At 61.5% G+C, this 16,937-nt stretch carries 18 protein-coding genes; 10 read left to right on the forward strand and 8 right to left on the reverse strand.

All coding sequences use genetic code 11. The features are described from left to right. Positions 1-88: 88 nt before the first annotated feature. Together HJC04_RS25250 and HJC04_RS25255 are read right to left on the reverse strand one after the other, a co-directional pair. Complete coding sequence (locus tag HJC04_RS25250) at positions 89-370, reverse strand: hypothetical protein (RefSeq protein WP_210631840.1); 282 nt, start codon at positions 368-370, stop codon at positions 89-91. Positions 371-396: 26 nt separating this feature from the next. Then, positions 397-849, reverse strand: coding sequence for a hypothetical protein (locus HJC04_RS25255; RefSeq protein WP_221147391.1), 453 nt, complete (start codon positions 847-849; stop codon positions 397-399). A gap of 168 nt (positions 850-1,017) precedes the next feature. On the opposite strand from HJC04_RS25255, the gene HJC04_RS25260 reads away from it, so the two are divergent. Both HJC04_RS25260 and HJC04_RS25265 read left to right on the forward strand, forming a co-directional pair. Next, positions 1,018-7,317, forward strand: a complete 6,300-nt coding sequence (locus HJC04_RS25260; protein WP_221147392.1) for a HAMP domain-containing protein — start codon at positions 1,018-1,020, stop codon at positions 7,315-7,317. A 10-nt stretch (positions 7,318-7,327) separates the two neighbouring features. Next, entirely contained in the window at positions 7,328-9,001 is a 1,674-nt protein-coding gene (locus HJC04_RS25265) for a response regulator (protein WP_221147393.1), read from the forward strand. Between the two features lie 60 nt (positions 9,002-9,061). On the opposite strand, the gene HJC04_RS25270 is transcribed toward HJC04_RS25265, so the two are convergent. Next, the gene (locus tag HJC04_RS25270; protein ID WP_221147394.1) at positions 9,062-9,544 is read right to left on the reverse strand and encodes a hypothetical protein; all 483 of its coding nucleotides are present in this window, start codon (positions 9,542-9,544) and stop codon (positions 9,062-9,064) included. A 305-nt stretch (positions 9,545-9,849) separates the two neighbouring features. Between HJC04_RS25270 and treZ the strand changes: the two genes are divergently transcribed. The 7 genes from treZ (at position 9,850) to HJC04_RS25305 (ending at position 14,722) form a co-directional block, all read left to right on the forward strand. Further along, positions 9,850-11,628 carry a malto-oligosyltrehalose trehalohydrolase gene (gene treZ / locus HJC04_RS25275; protein WP_221147395.1) on the forward strand — a complete coding sequence of 593 codons (1,779 nt, stop codon included), beginning with the start codon at positions 9,850-9,852 and terminating at the stop codon, positions 11,626-11,628. 13 nt (positions 11,629-11,641) lie between these two features. After that, positions 11,642-13,561 carry a 4-alpha-glucanotransferase gene (gene malQ, locus HJC04_RS25280; RefSeq protein WP_221147396.1) on the forward strand — a complete coding sequence of 640 codons (1,920 nt, stop codon included), beginning with the start codon at positions 11,642-11,644 and terminating at the stop codon, positions 13,559-13,561. An 11-nt stretch (positions 13,562-13,572) separates the two neighbouring features. Continuing rightward, positions 13,573-13,773, forward strand: coding sequence for a hypothetical protein (locus HJC04_RS25285; RefSeq protein ID WP_210631846.1), 201 nt, complete (start codon positions 13,573-13,575; stop codon positions 13,771-13,773). A 103-nt stretch (positions 13,774-13,876) separates the two neighbouring features. Next, positions 13,877-14,092: a hypothetical protein gene (locus HJC04_RS25290; protein WP_210631847.1), complete on the forward strand. Its 216-nt coding sequence runs from the start codon at positions 13,877-13,879 to the stop codon at positions 14,090-14,092. A 10-nt stretch (positions 14,093-14,102) separates the two neighbouring features. Further along, positions 14,103-14,279, forward strand: a complete 177-nt coding sequence (locus HJC04_RS25295; RefSeq protein ID WP_210631848.1) for a hypothetical protein — start codon at positions 14,103-14,105, stop codon at positions 14,277-14,279. Between the two features lie 9 nt (positions 14,280-14,288). Continuing rightward, a complete protein-coding gene (locus HJC04_RS25300; RefSeq protein WP_210631849.1) occupies positions 14,289-14,477 on the forward strand; it encodes a hypothetical protein in 189 nt (62 codons plus the stop codon). An 83-nt stretch (positions 14,478-14,560) separates the two neighbouring features. Further along, complete coding sequence (locus tag HJC04_RS25305; RefSeq protein WP_210631850.1) at positions 14,561-14,722, forward strand: hypothetical protein; 162 nt, start codon at positions 14,561-14,563, stop codon at positions 14,720-14,722. 57 nt (positions 14,723-14,779) lie between these two features. On the opposite strand, the gene HJC04_RS25310 is transcribed toward HJC04_RS25305, so the two are convergent. From HJC04_RS25310 to HJC04_RS25330, 5 genes are all read right to left on the reverse strand, one after another. Next, a complete protein-coding gene (locus tag HJC04_RS25310) occupies positions 14,780-14,923 on the reverse strand; it encodes a hypothetical protein (protein ID WP_210631851.1) in 144 nt (47 codons plus the stop codon). An 11-nt stretch (positions 14,924-14,934) separates the two neighbouring features. Further along, a complete protein-coding gene (locus HJC04_RS25315) occupies positions 14,935-15,156 on the reverse strand; it encodes a hypothetical protein (RefSeq protein WP_210631852.1) in 222 nt (73 codons plus the stop codon). A gap of 47 nt (positions 15,157-15,203) precedes the next feature. Beyond that, complete coding sequence (locus HJC04_RS25320; protein WP_247241766.1) at positions 15,204-15,494, reverse strand: hypothetical protein; 291 nt, start codon at positions 15,492-15,494, stop codon at positions 15,204-15,206. 207 nt (positions 15,495-15,701) lie between these two features. Further along, positions 15,702-15,890: a hypothetical protein gene (locus HJC04_RS25325; RefSeq protein ID WP_184491010.1), complete on the reverse strand. Its 189-nt coding sequence runs from the start codon at positions 15,888-15,890 to the stop codon at positions 15,702-15,704. 200 nt (positions 15,891-16,090) lie between these two features. Then, a complete protein-coding gene (locus HJC04_RS25330; RefSeq protein ID WP_247241779.1) occupies positions 16,091-16,297 on the reverse strand; it encodes a DUF982 domain-containing protein in 207 nt (68 codons plus the stop codon). 340 nt (positions 16,298-16,637) lie between these two features. Between HJC04_RS25330 and HJC04_RS25335 the strand changes: the two genes are divergently transcribed. Further along, positions 16,638-16,928: a hypothetical protein gene (locus HJC04_RS25335; protein WP_210631854.1), complete on the forward strand. Its 291-nt coding sequence runs from the start codon at positions 16,638-16,640 to the stop codon at positions 16,926-16,928. Positions 16,929-16,937 lie beyond the last annotated feature (9 nt).

Below are 16,937 nucleotides of genomic sequence, written 5' to 3' on the forward strand. Positions count from 1 at the left end.
AGATCAACTTATCGCAAAAATCGACGGCACTGAACATTGCCGCCGGAACAGTGCTCGCCGGTGTCGAGCGAAAAGCCTTCGAACATGATTAGCTGAGCTTGCCCACAAGCTTGGCATAGTCCGAAAAAGTGGCGCCTTCGCCTTTTCCGCCGGCTTCGCCGGCAAGCTGCAGTACGCGGATCGGAAATAGGATTGCCGCCAAGTTGGCGCCGGACAGCTCGTGGTCGTCGTCTTCCTCAATCGCCTTTTGAGCTTTCGAGAGCGCGGCGTCGATCTCGCCGCGCGTGAGCAGTTCCTTTTCCACGATGGCGTCGAATATCGAGGCCATCGCCATGATCAGGCCTTTGAGCTGCAGATTGGCGGTATTCATGAGAACTCCCAGGTGAAGAAAGGATCCTAGTCTGGCTCGACGGGCCGGATTGTTTCGACCGAGACCGTACCCTCGAGTATACCGCGCTTTATATCATGTCTGTTCCGATCGATCTCTATCACGGTGTAGAGTTTATCGTCGCGAAAGGCGCTAGCATTGGCGGTCGTGACGTCCTCGGCGGGCGCCGCATCGACTTCCATGAAATCGAGTTCTCGTGCGGCCGCGACGATCCTGGCATCGCCTGGCGTTCGGGCGGCCACGACGATCGTGCCGTGATTGGTGGCATTGCCCCATCTGGGATCATCGGGTTTCGCAATCGGTTCCAGCCGATAGATGTTGAGCACCTCGCCGCCGGCCTCTGGCGATGCCTCCGCGGCGGCATCCTGCATCTGCGCCTGACTCTCGACCGAGCGCCCGAAGGTCGTCGGGCTGGTCGCGTTGTTGATCTCGTCTTTGCCTGTCCTTGAGACGTTCGACATGTCGCTCTCCTTGTCAGGGCGGAAACGACGGGCGGCGGGAAACTGTTCCCGCGCAGGCAAAGTTTGGGCGTTGACGATGGGTTAGGCCTATCTCTGCAACCCTGCCGCACACCCATACCCTTTTTCCAGCCGAGCACTAGTTACCTTCTGTCGAATAAGGGGGATTCCGTGAGCAAGCAGACCAGTGAATATTCGGCCGATAGCATTGCGGCAGAGAGCCTCAACGGACGTGACCATAAAAGCATGGCGTTTGACGATGCCAGCGCGCTTCTGGAGGTGCTTGTCGCGGTCCGGCGCGGCGATTTTTCCGTACGGATGCGCTCCGACCTGACCGGTGTTACCGGCAAGGTCGCTGATGCGCTGAACGATATCATCGCCGCCAACCAGCGCATGGCAAAGCAGCTCGAACATGTCGGCCAGGTGGTCGGCCGCGACGGGCGCACGAGCACGCGCGTGCGCTTCGGCCTGTCGGATGGTTCATGGTCCGAGATGGAAGGCTCGATCAATGGTCTCATCGACGATCTCCTCTGGCCGACGACGGCCGTCACCCGCACGATCACCGCGGTCGCCAAGGGCGATCTGCTGCAGACCGTGCCGCTCGATGTCGACGGGCGGGCGCTCAAGGGCGAATTCCTGCGCTCGGCCGATATCGTCAACACGATGATCAAGCAGCTCAGCGTCTTTACCTCGGAGGTGACGCGCGTTGCCCGCGAAGTGGGCACCGACGGCAAACTCGGCGGGCAGGCGCAGGTGCCTGAAGTGACCGGCGTCTGGAAGGACCTGACCGAAAGCGTCAACTCGATGGCGTCGAACCTGACGGCGCAGGTGCGCAATATCGCGGAAGTGACCATCGCCGTTGCCAACGGCGACCTTTCCAAGAAGATCACTGTCGACGTGCGCGGTGAGATCCTGCAGTTGAAGGAGGCGATCAACACCATGGTCGACCAGCTGCGCTCCTTCGCTTCCGAAGTGACGCGCGTCGCCCGCGAGGTCGGCACCGAAGGCAAGCTCGGCGGCCAGGCGCTGGTGCCTGGCGTCGCCGGCACCTGGAAGGACCTGACCGACTCGGTCAACGCCATGTGCGGCAACCTGACTGCCCAGGTGCGCAACATCGCGCAGGTGACGACGGCGGTTGCGCGCGGCGACCTCTCGCGCAAGATCACGGTCGACGTCTCGGGCGAAATCCTTGAACTGAAGGAAACCATCAATACGATGGTCGATCAGCTGAACGGCTTTGCCGGCGAGGTGACGCGCGTGGCGCGCGAAGTCGGCACCGAGGGCCGCCTCGGCGGCCAGGCGCAGGTGCCCGGCGTCGCCGGCACCTGGAAGGATCTGACTGACAACGTCAATTCGATGGCCTCGAACCTGACGGCGCAGGTGCGCAATATCGCCGAAGTCTCCACAGCCATCGCCAATGGCGACCTGTCGAAGAAGATTACGGTGACAGTGTCGGGCGAAATCCTCGAACTGAAGGAGACCATCAACACGATGGTCGACCAGCTGAACGCCTTTGCCTCGGAAGTGACCCGTGTGGCGCGCGAAGTCGGCACGGAAGGCCGGCTCGGCGGCCAGGCGAACGTGCGTGGCGTCGCCGGCACCTGGAAGGACCTGACCGAAAACGTCAACTCGATGGGCGGCAACCTGACGGCGCAGGTGCGCAATATCGCCGAAGTCTCGACTGCGATCGCTAACGGCGACCTGTCGAAGAAGATCACCGTCGACGTGAAGGGTGAAATCCTCGAACTCAAGGAAACCATCAATACGATGGTGGACCAGCTGAACGCCTTCGCTTCGGAAGTGACGCGCGTGGCGCGTGAGGTCGGCACGGAAGGCCGGCTCGGCGGCCAGGCGAACGTGCGCGGCGTCGCGGGCACCTGGAAGGACCTGACCGATAGCGTCAATTCCATGGCCTCGAACCTGACCGGCCAGGTGCGCAACATCGCCGAAGTCGCGACCGCCGTCGCCCAGGGCGACCTTTCCAAGAAGATCACCGTTCCGGTTTCGGGCGAAATCCTCGAGCTGAAGGAGACCATCAACACGATGGTTGATCAGTTGAACGGTTTTGCCGGCGAGGTGACGCGCGTGGCGCGCGAGGTCGGCACGGAAGGTCGGCTCGGCGGCCAGGCGAACGTGCTCGGAGTCGCCGGTACCTGGAAGGACCTGACCGACAGCGTCAACTCCATGGCCGGCAATTTGACGGCGCAGGTGCGCAACATTGCCGAAGTCTCCACAGCGATCGCCAATGGTGACCTGTCGAAAAAGATCACCGTGTCGGTCTCGGGCGAAATCCTCGAGCTCAAGGAAACGCTGAACACCATGGTGGACCAGCTGAACCGCTTCGCCTCGGAAGTGACTCGTGTCGCCCGCGAAGTCGGCACCGAAGGCAAGCTCGGCGGCCAGGCTCAGGTGCCTGGCGTGGCCGGTACCTGGAAGGACCTCACCGAAAACGTCAACTCCATGGCCTCCAACCTGACAGGCCAGGTGCGCAACATCGCCGAAGTCACCACCGCCGTGGCGCGCGGCGACCTCTCGCGCAAGATCACCGTCGACGTGAAGGGGGAAATCCTCGAACTGAAGAACACCATCAATACGATGGTGGACCAGCTCAACGCTTTCGCCGGCGAAGTGACCCGCGTCGCCCGCGAAGTCGGCACCGAAGGCAAACTCGGCGGCCAGGCGCAGGTCTCCGGCGTCGCCGGCACCTGGAAGGACCTGACGGACAGCGTCAACTCCATGGCCGGCAACCTGACGGCGCAGGTGCGCAACATCGCCGAGGTGGCGACCGCGATCGCCAATGGCGACCTGTCGCGCAAGATTACCGTCGACGTGCGCGGCGAAATCCTGCTCCTCAAGGATACCTTGAACACCATGGTCGACCAGCTTCGCTCCTTCGCCGGCGAAGTGACGCGCGTCGCCCGCGAAGTCGGCACCGACGGCCGGCTCGGCGGCCAGGCCGTCGTTCCCGGCGTGGCCGGCACCTGGAAGGACCTGACCGATAACGTCAACCTGCTCGCCGCCAACCTGACGACCCAGGTGCGCAACATCGCCGAAGTCACGACCGCAGTGGCGCGCGGCGACCTGTCGCGCAAGATCACCGTCGACGTGAAGGGCGAAATCCTCGAACTGAAGAACACTATCAACACGATGGTGGACCAGCTCAACGCCTTTGCCGGCGAAGTGACGCGCGTGGCGCGCGAGGTCGGCACCGAAGGCAAGCTCGGCGGCCAGGCGCAGGTGCCGGGTGTGGCCGGCACCTGGAAGGATTTGACCGACACCGTCAACGTCATGGCAGCCAACTTGACCGAACAGGTGCGCGGCATCGTCAAGGTGGTGACGGCGGTCGCCAACGGCGACCTCAAGCAGAACCTCACCGTCGCCTCCAAGGGCGAGGTGGCGGCGCTTGCCGAAACCATCAACAACATGACCAATACGCTCGCGACCTTCGCCGATCAGGTGACGACGGTGGCGCGTGAAGTCGGCGTCGAGGGCCGCCTCGGCGGCCAGGCGAATGTCCCCGGTACCGCGGGAACGTGGAAGGACCTGACCGGTAACGTCAACCTGCTTGCCGCGAACCTCACGACCCAGGTGCGCGCCATCGCCGAGGTCGCCACCGCCGTCACCAAGGGCGACCTGACGCGCTCGATCAAGGTCGATGCACGCGGCGAAGTGGCCGAGCTCAAGGACAACATCAACACGATGATCGACAACCTGCGCCTGACGACGGAGCGCAACACCGAGCAGGACTGGCTGAAGACCAACCTGGCGCGCTTCACCAACATGCTGCAGGGGCAGCGCGACCTGACGCTGGTCGGCAAGATGATGCTCTCCGAGCTCGCGCCGCTGGTTGGCGCGCATCAGGGTGTCATCTATCAGGTGGATGCCGACGAAGAGCAGGCGTTTCTGTCGCTGCTGTCGGTCTATGCGCAGGGCGTCGAAGCGGCGCATCCGCCGCGGCTCGATTTCGGCCAGGGCCTCGTCGGGCAATGCGCCAGCGATGCCCGCCGCATCCTCGTCACCGATCTTCCCGACAACGTCGTTCCCATCAGTTCGGGCGTGTTCACGACGCTGCCGCGAAGCGCCATTGTCCTGCCGGTGCATTTCGAGGGGCAGGTGAAGGCGGTGATCGAGCTTGCCTCCGCCGGTGAATTCACCGAGCTGCAGCTTTCCTTCCTCGACCAGCTGACGACCTCGATCGGCATCGTTCTCAACTCGATCGAAGCGACGATGCAAACCGAAGGACTGCTCAAGCAGTCGCAGCAGCTTGCCGCCGAACTGCAGACGCAGCAGCGCGAGTTGCAGCAGACCAACGAACAGCTCGGCCAGAAGGCGCAACAGCTGGAGGAACGCAACGTCGAAGTCGAAGCGAAGAACCAGGAAATCGAGCAGGCGAGACGCGCGCTCGAGGAAAAGGCGACGGAGCTTGCACTCACCTCCAAATACAAATCCGAATTCCTCGCCAACATGTCGCATGAGCTGCGCACACCTTTGAATTCGATCCTCATCCTCGGCCAGCAGCTCGGAGAAAACCCGGACGGCAATCTGTCGGTCAAGCAGATCGAATTCGCAAAGACGATCCACGGCGCCGGCACCGATCTGCTCAACCTCATCAGCGACATTCTCGACCTCTCGAAGATCGAGTCCGGCACGGTCTCGGTCGATGCCGAGGAGATCTTCGTCAGCAACCTGCTGGAGGTGATGGCGCGGCCGTTCCGCCACGAGGCGGAAAACCGCAACCTCTCCTTCGCGGTCGAGGTCGGCGCCGATGTGACAAAGAGCATCATCACCGACTCGAAGCGGCTGCAGCAGATCCTCAAGAACCTGCTCTCGAACGCCTTCAAGTTCACCGCGCAGGGCGGCGTGACGCTTCGCGTCGCATCGGCGACGAGCGGCTGGTCACCGGAGCATCCTTCTCTGCGGCACGCGCCTTCGGTCATTGCCTTCGAAGTGGTCGATACCGGCATCGGCATACCGCCCGAGAAGCAGCGCATCATCTTCGAGGCGTTCCAGCAGGCGGATGCGTCGACCAGCCGCAAATATGGCGGCACCGGACTTGGCCTGGCGATCAGCCGCGAACTGGCGAACCTGCTCGGCGGCGAGATCCAGCTGCGCAGCACGCCCGGCGTCGGCAGCACCTTCGTGCTTTACCTGCCGCTCACCTATGTCGGCGCCGGCGCGGTGGCGCCGAAGTCCACTCCGGCAGCGGCGAACGTCGTCGAGTTCGCCGAGGCGGCTGCCCGTCGGGCTGACAAACCGGTCGAACATGTCGCGGACGACCGTCACCGGATCGAGCCCGGCGACTCCGTGCTGCTCGTCGTCGAAGACGATGCGCATTATGCCCGCGTCCTCGTCGATCTCGCCCGCGACAACGGTTTCAAGGTGCTGGTCGCGATGCGCGGCAGCGACGCGCTTGTTCTCGCCCAGGAATACAGACCGTTGGCGATCTCGCTCGATATTTTCCTCCCTGATATGCTGGGCTGGACGGTGCTGAGCCAGCTCAAACAGAATTCCCAGACGCGACACATTCCGGTTCAGATCATCAGCCTCGACGAGGACCGCCAGCACGGGTTGACCCGCGGCGCCTTCGCCTTCATGAGCAAGCCGACGACCCCGGAAGGCCTCGGCAAGGCACTGTCGCGGCTGAAGGCCTATGCCGAGCCGCGCCGCAAGCAGTTGCTGCTGGTGGAAGACAACGAGGCCGAGCGCGTGAGCGTCACCGCCCTTCTCGGGCACGACGACATCGACATAACAAGCGTCGGCTCCGGCTCGGAGGCGCTCGCCGTTCTCCGGCAAGGCTCTGCCGACTGCGTCGTGCTTGACCTTACGCTGCCTGACATGTCCGGCTTCGAAGTGCTGGAGCAAATCCGCGACGACGACGGGATCGCCGAAGTCCCGGTGGTCGTCTTCACCGGCCGGGAGCTTTCACCTGACGAAGACGCGATGCTGCACAGCATGGCCCGCAGCGTCGTGGTGAAGGGCGTGGAGTCGCCTGAGCGCCTGCTCGACGAGACTGCGCTCTTCCTGCACCGCGTCGTCGCCGACCTGCCGGCCGCAAAACAAGCGACGCTGCAGGAGCTGCACAGCTCGGACGAGGATCTGGTGGGCGAGACCGTGCTGCTCGTCGATGACGATGCGCGCAACATCTTCGCGCTGAGCAGCGTTCTCGAACGTCGCGGCATGAAGGTGCTGACGGCGACGACGGGCAGCGAGGCGATCGACGTCATCAACAATGAGCCTTCCGTCGCGATCGTGCTGATGGACATCATGATGCCGGGGATGGATGGCTATGAAACAATGCAGGTGATCCGATCTGAGCCCCGCTTCCGGCGGCTGCCGATCCTGGCGCTGACGGCCAAGGCGATGAAGGGCGACCGGGAAAAATGCCTGGAAGCCGGCGCCTCGGACTACCTGGCGAAGCCCGTCAACACAGAGCAGCTGCTGTCGGCTCTGCGCATGTGGCTGCACCGCTGAGGATCCGGTCATGAGCCCCGTCAATATCCTCCTCGTCGACGATCAGCCTGCAAAGCTTCTGAGCTATGAGGTGATTCTCGAAGAGCTCGAGGAAAACCTGATCAAGGCGCAGTCGGCGCGCGAAGCATTCGAGCACCTGTTGCGCACCGAGATCGCCGTGATCCTCGTCGACGTCTGCATGCCCGAGCAGGACGGTTTCGAACTCGTCGGAATGATCCGTCAGCACCCGCGCTATCAGAACACGCCGATCATCTTCGTCTCGGCCGTGATGCTGGCCGAACCTGACCGGCTGCGCGGCTACGCGGTCGGCGCCGTCGACTATGTCTCGGTCCCGATCGTGCCCGAGGTGCTGAGGGCAAAGGTCAGAGTCTTTGCCGATCTCTACCGGAAGACACGGGAACTCGAGCGCCTGAATGCCGAACTGGAGGCCAGGGTGCACCAGCGCACCGCCGAGCTCGAGGCCTCGGCCGCGCAATTGCGTCAGCTGAACGAGGAACTCGAACACCGCATCGACCAAAGGACGCGCGAACGCGAGGAGGCGCTGGCGCAGCTGTTCGAGGCGCAGAAGCTCGATACGATCGGCCACCTGACAGGCGGCGTGGCGCACGATTTCAATAATCTTCTCATGGCGGTGCTCGGCAGCCTCAGTCTGCTCAAGAAGCGGCTTCCGGCCGATGAGCGCAGCGAACGCCTGGTGACGAACGCCATCCAGGCGGCCGAACGCGGTACGGCGCTCACCCAGCGTCTGCTCGCCTTCGCCCGCCGACAGGAGCTGAAGCCACAGGCGGTCGACTTCCTCCGGCTGTTCGAAAACGTCGAGGATCTGCTCGCAAAGGCGGTTGGACCGCGCGTCGAGATCCGAAAGCGCATACCGGCGGATCTGGAGCCGCTTCTGGTGGACAGCAACCAGTTGGAACTGGCCCTGCTAAATCTCTTCGTCAATGCGCGGGATGCGCTTGAAAGTGGCGGTGCGGTGACGGTCGCCGCGGCGGCGGAGCAAGACCGGCCCGCCGGTCTTGCAGGCGGAAACTACATCAGGATATCGGTCTCGGATGACGGCGAAGGGATGGACGAGGCGACGGTCCTGCGCGCCGCCGAGCCATTCTTCACCACGAAAGGAATCGGCAAAGGCACTGGTCTTGGCCTATCGATGGTGCACGGCCTGGCGGCGCAATCGGGCGGTTCCATCCAGATTTCGAGCACAAGAGGGAAGGGCACAACCGTCTCGCTCTGGCTGCCCGTTGCGCAGAGCATTGCCAAGGAGGAGCCGGCGGTCGTGCCTGCGGCCGCGGAACCCTTGAAACCGGTCTCGCGATCGCTTGCCATCCTCGTCGTCGACGACGACGCGCTCGTCAGGACCGGAACCGTGGCAATGCTGGAGGATCTCGGACATCTGCCGCGGGAGGCGGCTTCCGCTACCCAGGCCCTGGAATTCCTCGCCGGCGGACAGGAGTGTGATCTCGTCATCACCGATCATGCCATGCCGGGGATGACCGGCGCCGAGCTCGCGCGCCACCTTCGTTCAGCCTTCCCCAACCTGCCCGTGATCCTCGCTTCAGGTTATGTCGAGCTTGCCGAGGATCAGGGGCTCGGCCGCATGCTCAGGATGGCGAAGCCGTTCACGCAAGAGCAACTCCAGGCGGCCATGGACGAGGCGCTGAGGGACAAGGTCGCGGCGGCATGATGATCGAGGCGCGGCGGCTGGGGAGAGCTTGACTGGTTGGAGCAGGATCAGTTCCATTTCTTAATTGCCTCGCTCCCAGGAGAGGATCAGAAAATACGAAAAGCTGTCAATTTTACTGTCCTTTGGATTGATGGCCAAAGCTGCCTCCTCAAAACTCCTGGCGCCGCCCAGGAGATAGACTGTTTTGCATCTTCCGAGAGTATCTACAGACGGATTGCAGAATATTAAGTGTCGATTTTTGATGTTTAATTCTTCATTTATAGTTTTACCAACGTCCAGCAATATTTCCTTTGCGTAGATGTCTGGATTTCTAATATACGAAGCGCCGTCAAAATTTAAGCTCTTGGCAATCATCAACGTCCGTTTGTTTCCATCGCATTGCATGACGAGCGACGCGTCTGATGAAGTTTTTCCAAAACCTGGACAGCTAGTAGCGACGGAATCGAGCGACTTTATAGAAAAGCTCTCTGGTAGTGCAGGCGTATACAGCCCGACTGCAAGCAAAATTGATACAAAGCTGAAGGCGTGAGGCGCTGCTGTCATCTTTGCATCCACACTCGATTAATCCGCGACATAACGCGCATATCATATTTGGGACTGGTTTGGTGCTGAAATCGCGGCCTTTACCCCGCATGGTTGAATCACAACCGCGTTGCAAACGGAATACGAAAAGCTAGTCTTTCGTCCGCGTGAATCCTTCACGATCAACGAGATGACGTCGCGGCTAAATTCGGACTTGCGCCGCCCGCTGATCAGGTCTCGCTCGCTTGCTGCGCTCCACCCCAGGCGAAACTTTTTGCCCTGACAAAAGTTACTCAAACCCATCTCACGTCACCGAAGGCTTTCCTTTGACCAAAACGATGTTCGGCCCCGCGTTCACCGAAGATGGCGTCCTATTTCGCCTGTGGGCTCCCCTGCATGAAAGCGTTTCATTGAAAATCGAAAGCACCGATCCGCGTCCGATGCAAGCGGCTGAAGACGGCTGGCATCGGTGCACGGTCGCGGATGCCGGCCCTGGTACGCAGTATCGCTTTATCCTGCCGGATGGACTCGAAATTCCCGATCCTGCCTCGCGCTTCCAACCGCAGGATGTGCATGGTCCGAGCGAAGTGGTCGACCTTGCTGCATATCGCTGGAGCACGCGCGAATGGACCGGCCGGCCCTGGGAGGAGATGGTCATCTACGAACTGCACGTCGGCTGTTTCACACCCCAGGGGACTTTCAAGGCCGCGATCGAGCGTCTCGACCATCTGCGGCAGCTGGGCGTCATGGCGCTGCAGATCATGCCGCTCAGCGACTTCCCGGGTCGCTACAACTGGGGCTATGACGGCGTGCTTCCCTACGCGCCCGACAGCAGTTACGGCCGGCCGGAAGATCTTATGGCGCTGGTGGATGCGGCGCACGAACGTGGCATTTCTGTCTTCCTGGACGCAGTCTACAACCACTTCGGACCCGACGGGAACTATGTCCCCTCCTACGCGCCGCTCTTTACCGATCATCACAAGACGCCCTGGGGCCACGGCATCAATTACGACGGCGACGGCTCTGAGATGATCCGCGAATTCATCATCGAGAACGCCATCTATTGGATCAGCGAGTTCAGGCTCGACGGTTTTCGCTTCGACGCCGTCCACGCCATCAAGGACGACAGTTCTGAGCATCTTCTTCACGCGCTGGCCCGCCGCGTCAGGGCTGCGGCCGGTGACCGGCATGTTCATCTGATCGTGGAAAATGAGGAGAATGACAGCGACCTTTTGGAACGTGACGCAGACGGCGAGGCGAGGTTGTTCACGGCCCAATGGAACGACGATATCCACCATGTTCTGCATGTTGCTGCCACGGGTGAAACCTTCGGCTACTATGCCGATTATGCCGGCGACACCGGCAAGCTCGGTCGGGCGCTGACGGAAGGATTCGTGTTCCAGGGCGAGCACATGCCGTATCGTGGAGGAAGCCGAGGCAGGCCGAGCGGCCACCTGCCGCCCACCGCCTTCGTGTCCTTTATCCAGAATCACGACCAGATCGGCAATCGGGCGCTGGGGGACCGGATCATGGCTTCGAGCCCGACCGATGCCGTCAAGGCCGTCACATCGATCTACCTGCTGGCGCCTGAGATACCGATGCTGTTCATGGGTGAGGAATGGGGTGCGCGAGAGCCTTTTCCGTTTTTTTGCGATTTCGACGAGTATCTGAACGAGAAGGTCAGGAAGGGCAGGCGCGAGGAGCTTTCGCGCCTGCCGGGTTTCGACGCTGACGAGCTTCTTGACCCGACGGCGCCGTCGACCTTTGCGGCCGCCAAGCTCGACTGGTCGAAAAGTGTCTCATCAGAAATGCTTGAATTCTATAGGACGCTTCTCGACCTCCGACGTCAACGGATCGTACCTCTGCTGAAAGGTGCCGGCGGTGGAAACGCGGCCTATCGTTCGAGTTCAACGCTTGCGGTGGATTGGGCCCTGGCCGGCGATCGGCGGCTTCATCTGGATGCCAATCTCGGCAGCGAAGCGGCGCCGCTTCTCCAGCAGCGCAACGAAGGCGAGATGATCTTCCGCCTCGGCGGCAGCGAGGGAGGCAAACTGGCGCCCTGGACGGTGATCTGGAGCATTTCGAAAGGTGAGGGCTTGGCATGAAGGCGATCGGACGATGAAATCTGCCGAGCTCGACAAGCTCGCCCGTCGATACGGGATCAGCCCAACCAGGCCCAGTCCCGAGGATCACGAGGTGGCAATTTCCGCCGACACCAAACGCAAGATACTCTCGGCTTTGGGAGTCGAGCTATCGGGAAACACCCATCCCGAGATCTATCCACTGCGACGGCAGCGGCAGTCGGGGCCGGCGGATGAGGCGATCCCCAAATCATTTCTGCCGGATTTCCTGCTCAAGACGCGGGTCTGGGGTATCAGCCTGCAGCTTTACGAACTCCGTTCGGTGCGCAACTGGGGCATCGGAGATTTCGAGGATCTGTCCGATGTGGCCGACCTGGCGGGAAAGCTTGGCGCCGATTTCATCGGCCTCAATCCGCTTCACGCACCATTTCTTGCCGATCCCGATCGCTGCAGCCCCTATGAACCTTCAAGCCGTCAGCATCTCAACCCGCTCTATATCGCGGTCGACCGATTGCCGGGTTTTGTCAGTAGTGCCGAACTCGAACGGCAATTGGAGGGACTTCGCGGAAGCGACCTCGTCGATTATGCCGGAGTTGCGAGGGTCAAGCTTGGAATTCTGCGGGATCGCTGGCGCGCCTGGCTGCAAGCGGATGCCGCCGATGAAACCTACAATCCCGTCGATTTCGATGTCTTCGTCGCGCAGGGCGGCGACAGCTTGCGGCGACACGCGCTTTTCGAATGCCTTTCGCTTTCCATGGTGGAGCGTGGGAGGGGCGCCGGTTGGCAGCGATGGCCGGCCGATTTCCGGCGCTTCGACAGCGCCGCCGTCGCCGAATTCGCACGTGAGCATGCGGAGGAGGTCCGTTTTCATATGTGGTTGCAGTGGCTCGCCCACCGGCAGTTGCTGCAGGCGGCGGACCGGGCGCGCGAAGCCGGCCTGCGGATCGGGCTTTATCTCGATCTTGCCGTGGGCGAGGCGGTCGACGGATCGGCGATGTGGAGCGAGCCGGATGTCTATATCTCGAAGGCGACCATCGGCAGCCCTCCCGATCCATTCGCGGTAGAGGGGCAGGACTGGCATCTCGCCGGATATCTGCCGTCCGCGATCGCTGCGGGAGACAATTCTCCTTACCGGCGCATGGTAAGCGCCGCCATGCGCTATGCCGGTGCGATCCGGATCGATCACGCCCCGGCGCTCCGACGCCTCTTTCTGGTGCCGCTCGGCAGCAGGCCGGATGGCGGCGCCTATGTCCGCTACCCCCAGCATCGGCTTCTACAGATCCTGGCCGAGACCTCCGCTGAGCATCGATGCCTCGTCATCGGTGAAGCGCTGGGAGTGATACCGCCGGATTTGCCTGACGAGCTCGCGGCGGCGCAGATCCTTTCGTATCGCATTCTCTCCTATGAACAAGACGGGAAAGGCTTCAAGCCGCCGGATGCCTATCCCGTTTTCGGCCTGGCCTGCATTTCGACGCACGACCATCAGACGCTTGCCGGTTGGTGGCGCAGCGCCGACATCCAGGATCGCCGCGACCATGGTATCGTGCCGCCCGATCTCACGGCAAAACATCGTCAGCACCGCCGACGCGAGCGACGAAATCTGAAGACGGCGCTCCGCGCTGCCGGCATCGACGTGCCGGCCCGTCTCAACGCAAGGGCGAGCCGGGAGACCTTGAGGGAATTGACCGTCAGCGCCTACCGCTTCATCGCCCGTACTCCGTCGCTTCTCGTCGCGGTTCGGGTTGCCGACCTGACCGACGAGAAAAGCCCCACCAACATCCCCGGCACGAGCGACAGCTACCCCAACTGGAAACCGAAGCTGTCGGTTTCGCTGGAGGGGCTGGCGTCGAACCCGCTGCTGCATCGCATTACGGCGGCGATGCGGGAAGAAAGGCCACGAATTCACGCGGCGAGGGAACGATCAGGGAGCAGGCGGATTTCGAATAGACAGGGATAAGGATCGCCGAGATGAAAGCCAGAAAACCACTTGTCGAGGTCGCGGTAGAGACCGAGGAAGGCCGGGTGCCGTTGGGCATCATGAACGCCAAGCAGGCATTGTCGCTTCCTGACGATCTCGATGTGAAGGTATCGCATCCTGATCACGAGCCGGGCAGCACCGACATTTTCATTCCCAAGGACGAACTGCACCGGCATCTGGACAAGTCATAGGATGCGTCACCTTACCAGCTCGACGCGGGCAGGCGATTTGAATTCGAGCCCGGAACCTCGGCGGGCCTGGAGTGTTTGACTCGATAAACCGAAGGAGAAAATCATGGCACATGCCGACCGGAAACATATTGGTGCTGGCACGAAGGGAAAGGGCGACGGCGGCGGCGCGATGACCGATCTCGACCGGGAACAGCTTCCCGAAAACATGGTCCTCTCGAACCGCGACAAGACGCAGCATTCCAAGGAGCGCGGCCTCGACGGCAAGACGATCCAAACTGAGCAATACGCGGATCACAGCTCCAATCGGAATCCTAAGTGAGGAAAAGGTGATGAGCAGCAGATTGCCCCCCATTCCCGCCAAAAACGTCAGCAACAAGGGAGCCGGCAAGCCGGCGCGGACCGAGGCGGAGGATACCGCAAGCGGCAACGAAAACCCTGAGAAGAAGGGTCAACAAGGAAACACCAAAGTCAACACTACCCATCAGGGTTACCAGCAGGACAGGTAGGAGGCATCGATGTCTACCTCGCAGAAGAGCCCGTCAACTATCCGCCAGGGCGGCCCAGGCGCATCCCACGAAAACGCCAAGGCGCCGCTCGAGGTACCGAAGCCGGCAGCCGAGCCGGATAGACGCACGCGAAGCAAGGTTTCCGGCGGCGGCGGCGAGCATGATCGCCACCACACCCACGACGCAAGAGAGAAGTGAGGGACAGACCTGGCGGCGGAACCCTGATCGGCCAACGTCGCAGGTCCACCGCTTCACATGATCAACATGACGGAAAACAGACCATGACGACCGCATTCATCCTTGTTGCACTGGCTCTCCTCATCATCTACGCCGGCCCGACATTGCTTTACATCTGCGTTGGTTATGCTGACTACATGATCGAGCGGCGCCGACATTTGCTGGCTGTGAAACACGCCGTAAAGCGTCGCAGCGACGAGCTTTAGCTGTCCGTTACAACGGGCCATCAATACTTGGGGTGCCGTATCTTTGGCTCCGCAGGTTCATTCTTCTTCGTTGGAGCGCTGGGTGATCGCGAAGTCCTGGAGGATGCCGGCCTTTTCAGGCTCGCTGCCGGCATGGGCGATAAGAGCATGGAAGGCGGCTCGAACGATCTCTTTCTTGGTGGCCTGCGGATGCGATTTCATCACCGCCTTGATCAGCTGTTCCCCGAACCGTCGTCTTCGATTTCCTCGACATCATGACGAGGCAGAATGCGCTGCTTCACTTCCTCGGCCGCGACCGCGATACCTCTGGCCGTTCCCGCCAGCGCCAGTTCAGCGGCGATAAGAGGGTGCTTGCGCACAAGCTTGCCCAGCACTTTGGCGGCTGCAGCCGCCTTGGCCTGGGACAGGACGCCTTTATTAGCGCGTTTGCGCAAGAGAGATTCCAGCTTTCGCTTCGAACGCTTTCGGGGCGGCGTCGAATCTAATGTACGGCGACGCCCTTCCGAGGGTTTTCTTCGGCCTGTTTCCGGACTTTCTTCGGGAGCGCCGAACTGGCGGCGTCACGCACGACGCCGACGGCCGCATCGGTTGCGCTGTGAAAGGCTCGGCCGACTAGCCCAAGGGTCTTGGCGCCCTTGCGCCCACCCGATTTTGCGGCGCCGGCAATGTCGTCGCTATCCTCCACGAGCACGGCCGCTGCAGCGCCGGCCCCGGCGATCAGCGCCTTTCCCAAGATATCGCGGCCTGTCGAGCTCGCCAGTAATGTTTTCACTATAGAATTCTTCCGGATGCCTTTAGGTACCTTGTATCCTGCAATCCTCTTCGGAATCTTTGTCTTGGCCATAGTACAGCTCCCTTTTGAACGTTGGAAACGCGGTAAAGCGCACCCTGTTCCCAGATTAGGTGGCACAGTTCGCGATGGCGGGATCTCCGGCAGTGCGGGAGCTCCGGTCTCGTCGCAGCAAAGGGAGAATAGACGTTAGTGGATCGACTGCGAGGTCGGAGCGTTGATCTTGAGCAGATCCGGGGCGGGAAACATCTCGATCAATCCTGCTGCGAGGTCGTCGACATCCGTCTTGCCGTCATTGAAGAGCTGAATGGCGGCGCTGCACAGGATCTGGCTGTCGTGTTCGCTCACCGAGACGCCGAAATGGCGATACCAGCTCATGACAGCCTTCGAAAGACATCTGAAATCCTGCGGTAGTATCGGTCTGTAGAAAATCGCCATGAACGCCCACCACGATTGCCGCTTGTCGCCTTCACTTAATCAAGATAATGCCCGTCCTGTTTGATACCAAGCGGCTTGTTTCTTCGGTGCGTTAGCGCACGGACCAGCTATTTCGAGCGGCGTGCCGAGCCTCCTTTGCCTCAGGCAAGGACACCCGCGGCAATGGCGGCCTGGATGAAACGTTGGCGCGCCAGTTCGGCGCTTCCGCGTCGGCGAAGCGCATCGACGCAGCGCCGCTTCGCTTCGAAATAACCGCCGCCCCGAACGTTGGTCCAGCGATGATTCAGGATGTCGAGTGCCGCGTCCGGACCTTCTATGCGCTGCTGCTCGCTCTCGGCGGTGCGGATGAAAACTGGATATTACCAAACCAGGTGGAAATCGACCTCGATGACGTCAGCCATGATATGATCCAGAATGGTCTTTCGGACGGTGGCCCCTGCCGCTGTCCTGGAACGTCCGGTAGTGGCCCGGGTGAACAAACGCATGGCGAGCCCTGGCCGGGAGCCTTGGTCGGATCGGTGCTTCATGGTCCATATGGCATCTCCTTTGCCGGTCGAACTACGCCATGGCACGGGTGTTCCTGTTCGAAAAAGGAACTCCTGCCTGCCGCCACCGAGTACTGGAACAATGTCTGCCTCGCCTTGTTATTTGTGCGACAGGCGAATGCCGAAGCAGCCGGAGGATACGATGAGGCGGAGCATTGTGCTTGGGCTGGTTCTGGCCATCGCGCTGACGGGTTGCACCACCAGCGCAGGCAGCTACACATCGGCGGGACTTGAGCCTATTCCGGGCAGCATCACCTATCAGGGGCAGCCGCGCACAAAGCTGACGAAATCGCCGGTCGGTTCATCGTTCCCGCACAGCTTCACGGATCAATGGGGGCGGCAAGTCGAGGAGATCTATATTATCCAGCCGGACCGCAGCTTACTGATTTCCCAGCGCCACTACCGACCGGTTTTTTCGCTCGACGACGACTAGGAAGGAGAC

Source organism: Rhizobium sp. NLR8a (assembly GCF_019685235.1).
Lineage (GTDB): Bacteria > Pseudomonadota > Alphaproteobacteria > Rhizobiales > Rhizobiaceae > Rhizobium.

Bases quoted from the DNA above. Each gene is read 5' to 3' on its own strand.
- HJC04_RS25250 (WP_210631840.1), bottom strand. From the start codon at position 370: ATGAATACCGCCAATCTGCAGCTCAAAGGCCTGATCATGGCGATGGCC.
- HJC04_RS25255 (WP_221147391.1), bottom strand. From the start codon at position 849: ATGTCGAACGTCTCAAGGACAGGCAAAGACGAGATCAACAACGCGACC.
- HJC04_RS25265 (WP_221147393.1), top strand. From the start codon at position 7,328: ATGAGCCCCGTCAATATCCTCCTCGTCGACGATCAGCCTGCAAAGCTT.
- HJC04_RS25270 (WP_221147394.1), bottom strand. From the start codon at position 9,544: ATGACAGCAGCGCCTCACGCCTTCAGCTTTGTATCAATTTTGCTTGCA.
- malQ (WP_221147396.1), top strand. From the start codon at position 11,642: ATGAAATCTGCCGAGCTCGACAAGCTCGCCCGTCGATACGGGATCAGC.
- HJC04_RS25285 (WP_210631846.1), top strand. From the start codon at position 13,573: ATGAAAGCCAGAAAACCACTTGTCGAGGTCGCGGTAGAGACCGAGGAA.
- HJC04_RS25290 (WP_210631847.1), top strand. From the start codon at position 13,877: ATGGCACATGCCGACCGGAAACATATTGGTGCTGGCACGAAGGGAAAG.
- HJC04_RS25295 (WP_210631848.1), top strand. From the start codon at position 14,103: ATGAGCAGCAGATTGCCCCCCATTCCCGCCAAAAACGTCAGCAACAAG.
- HJC04_RS25300 (WP_210631849.1), top strand. From the start codon at position 14,289: ATGTCTACCTCGCAGAAGAGCCCGTCAACTATCCGCCAGGGCGGCCCA.
- HJC04_RS25305 (WP_210631850.1), top strand. From the start codon at position 14,561: ATGACGACCGCATTCATCCTTGTTGCACTGGCTCTCCTCATCATCTAC.
- HJC04_RS25310 (WP_210631851.1), bottom strand. From the start codon at position 14,923: ATGAAATCGCATCCGCAGGCCACCAAGAAAGAGATCGTTCGAGCCGCC.
- HJC04_RS25325 (WP_184491010.1), bottom strand. From the start codon at position 15,890: ATGAGCTGGTATCGCCATTTCGGCGTCTCGGTGAGCGAACACGACAGC.
- HJC04_RS25335 (WP_210631854.1), top strand. From the start codon at position 16,638: ATGAGGCGGAGCATTGTGCTTGGGCTGGTTCTGGCCATCGCGCTGACG.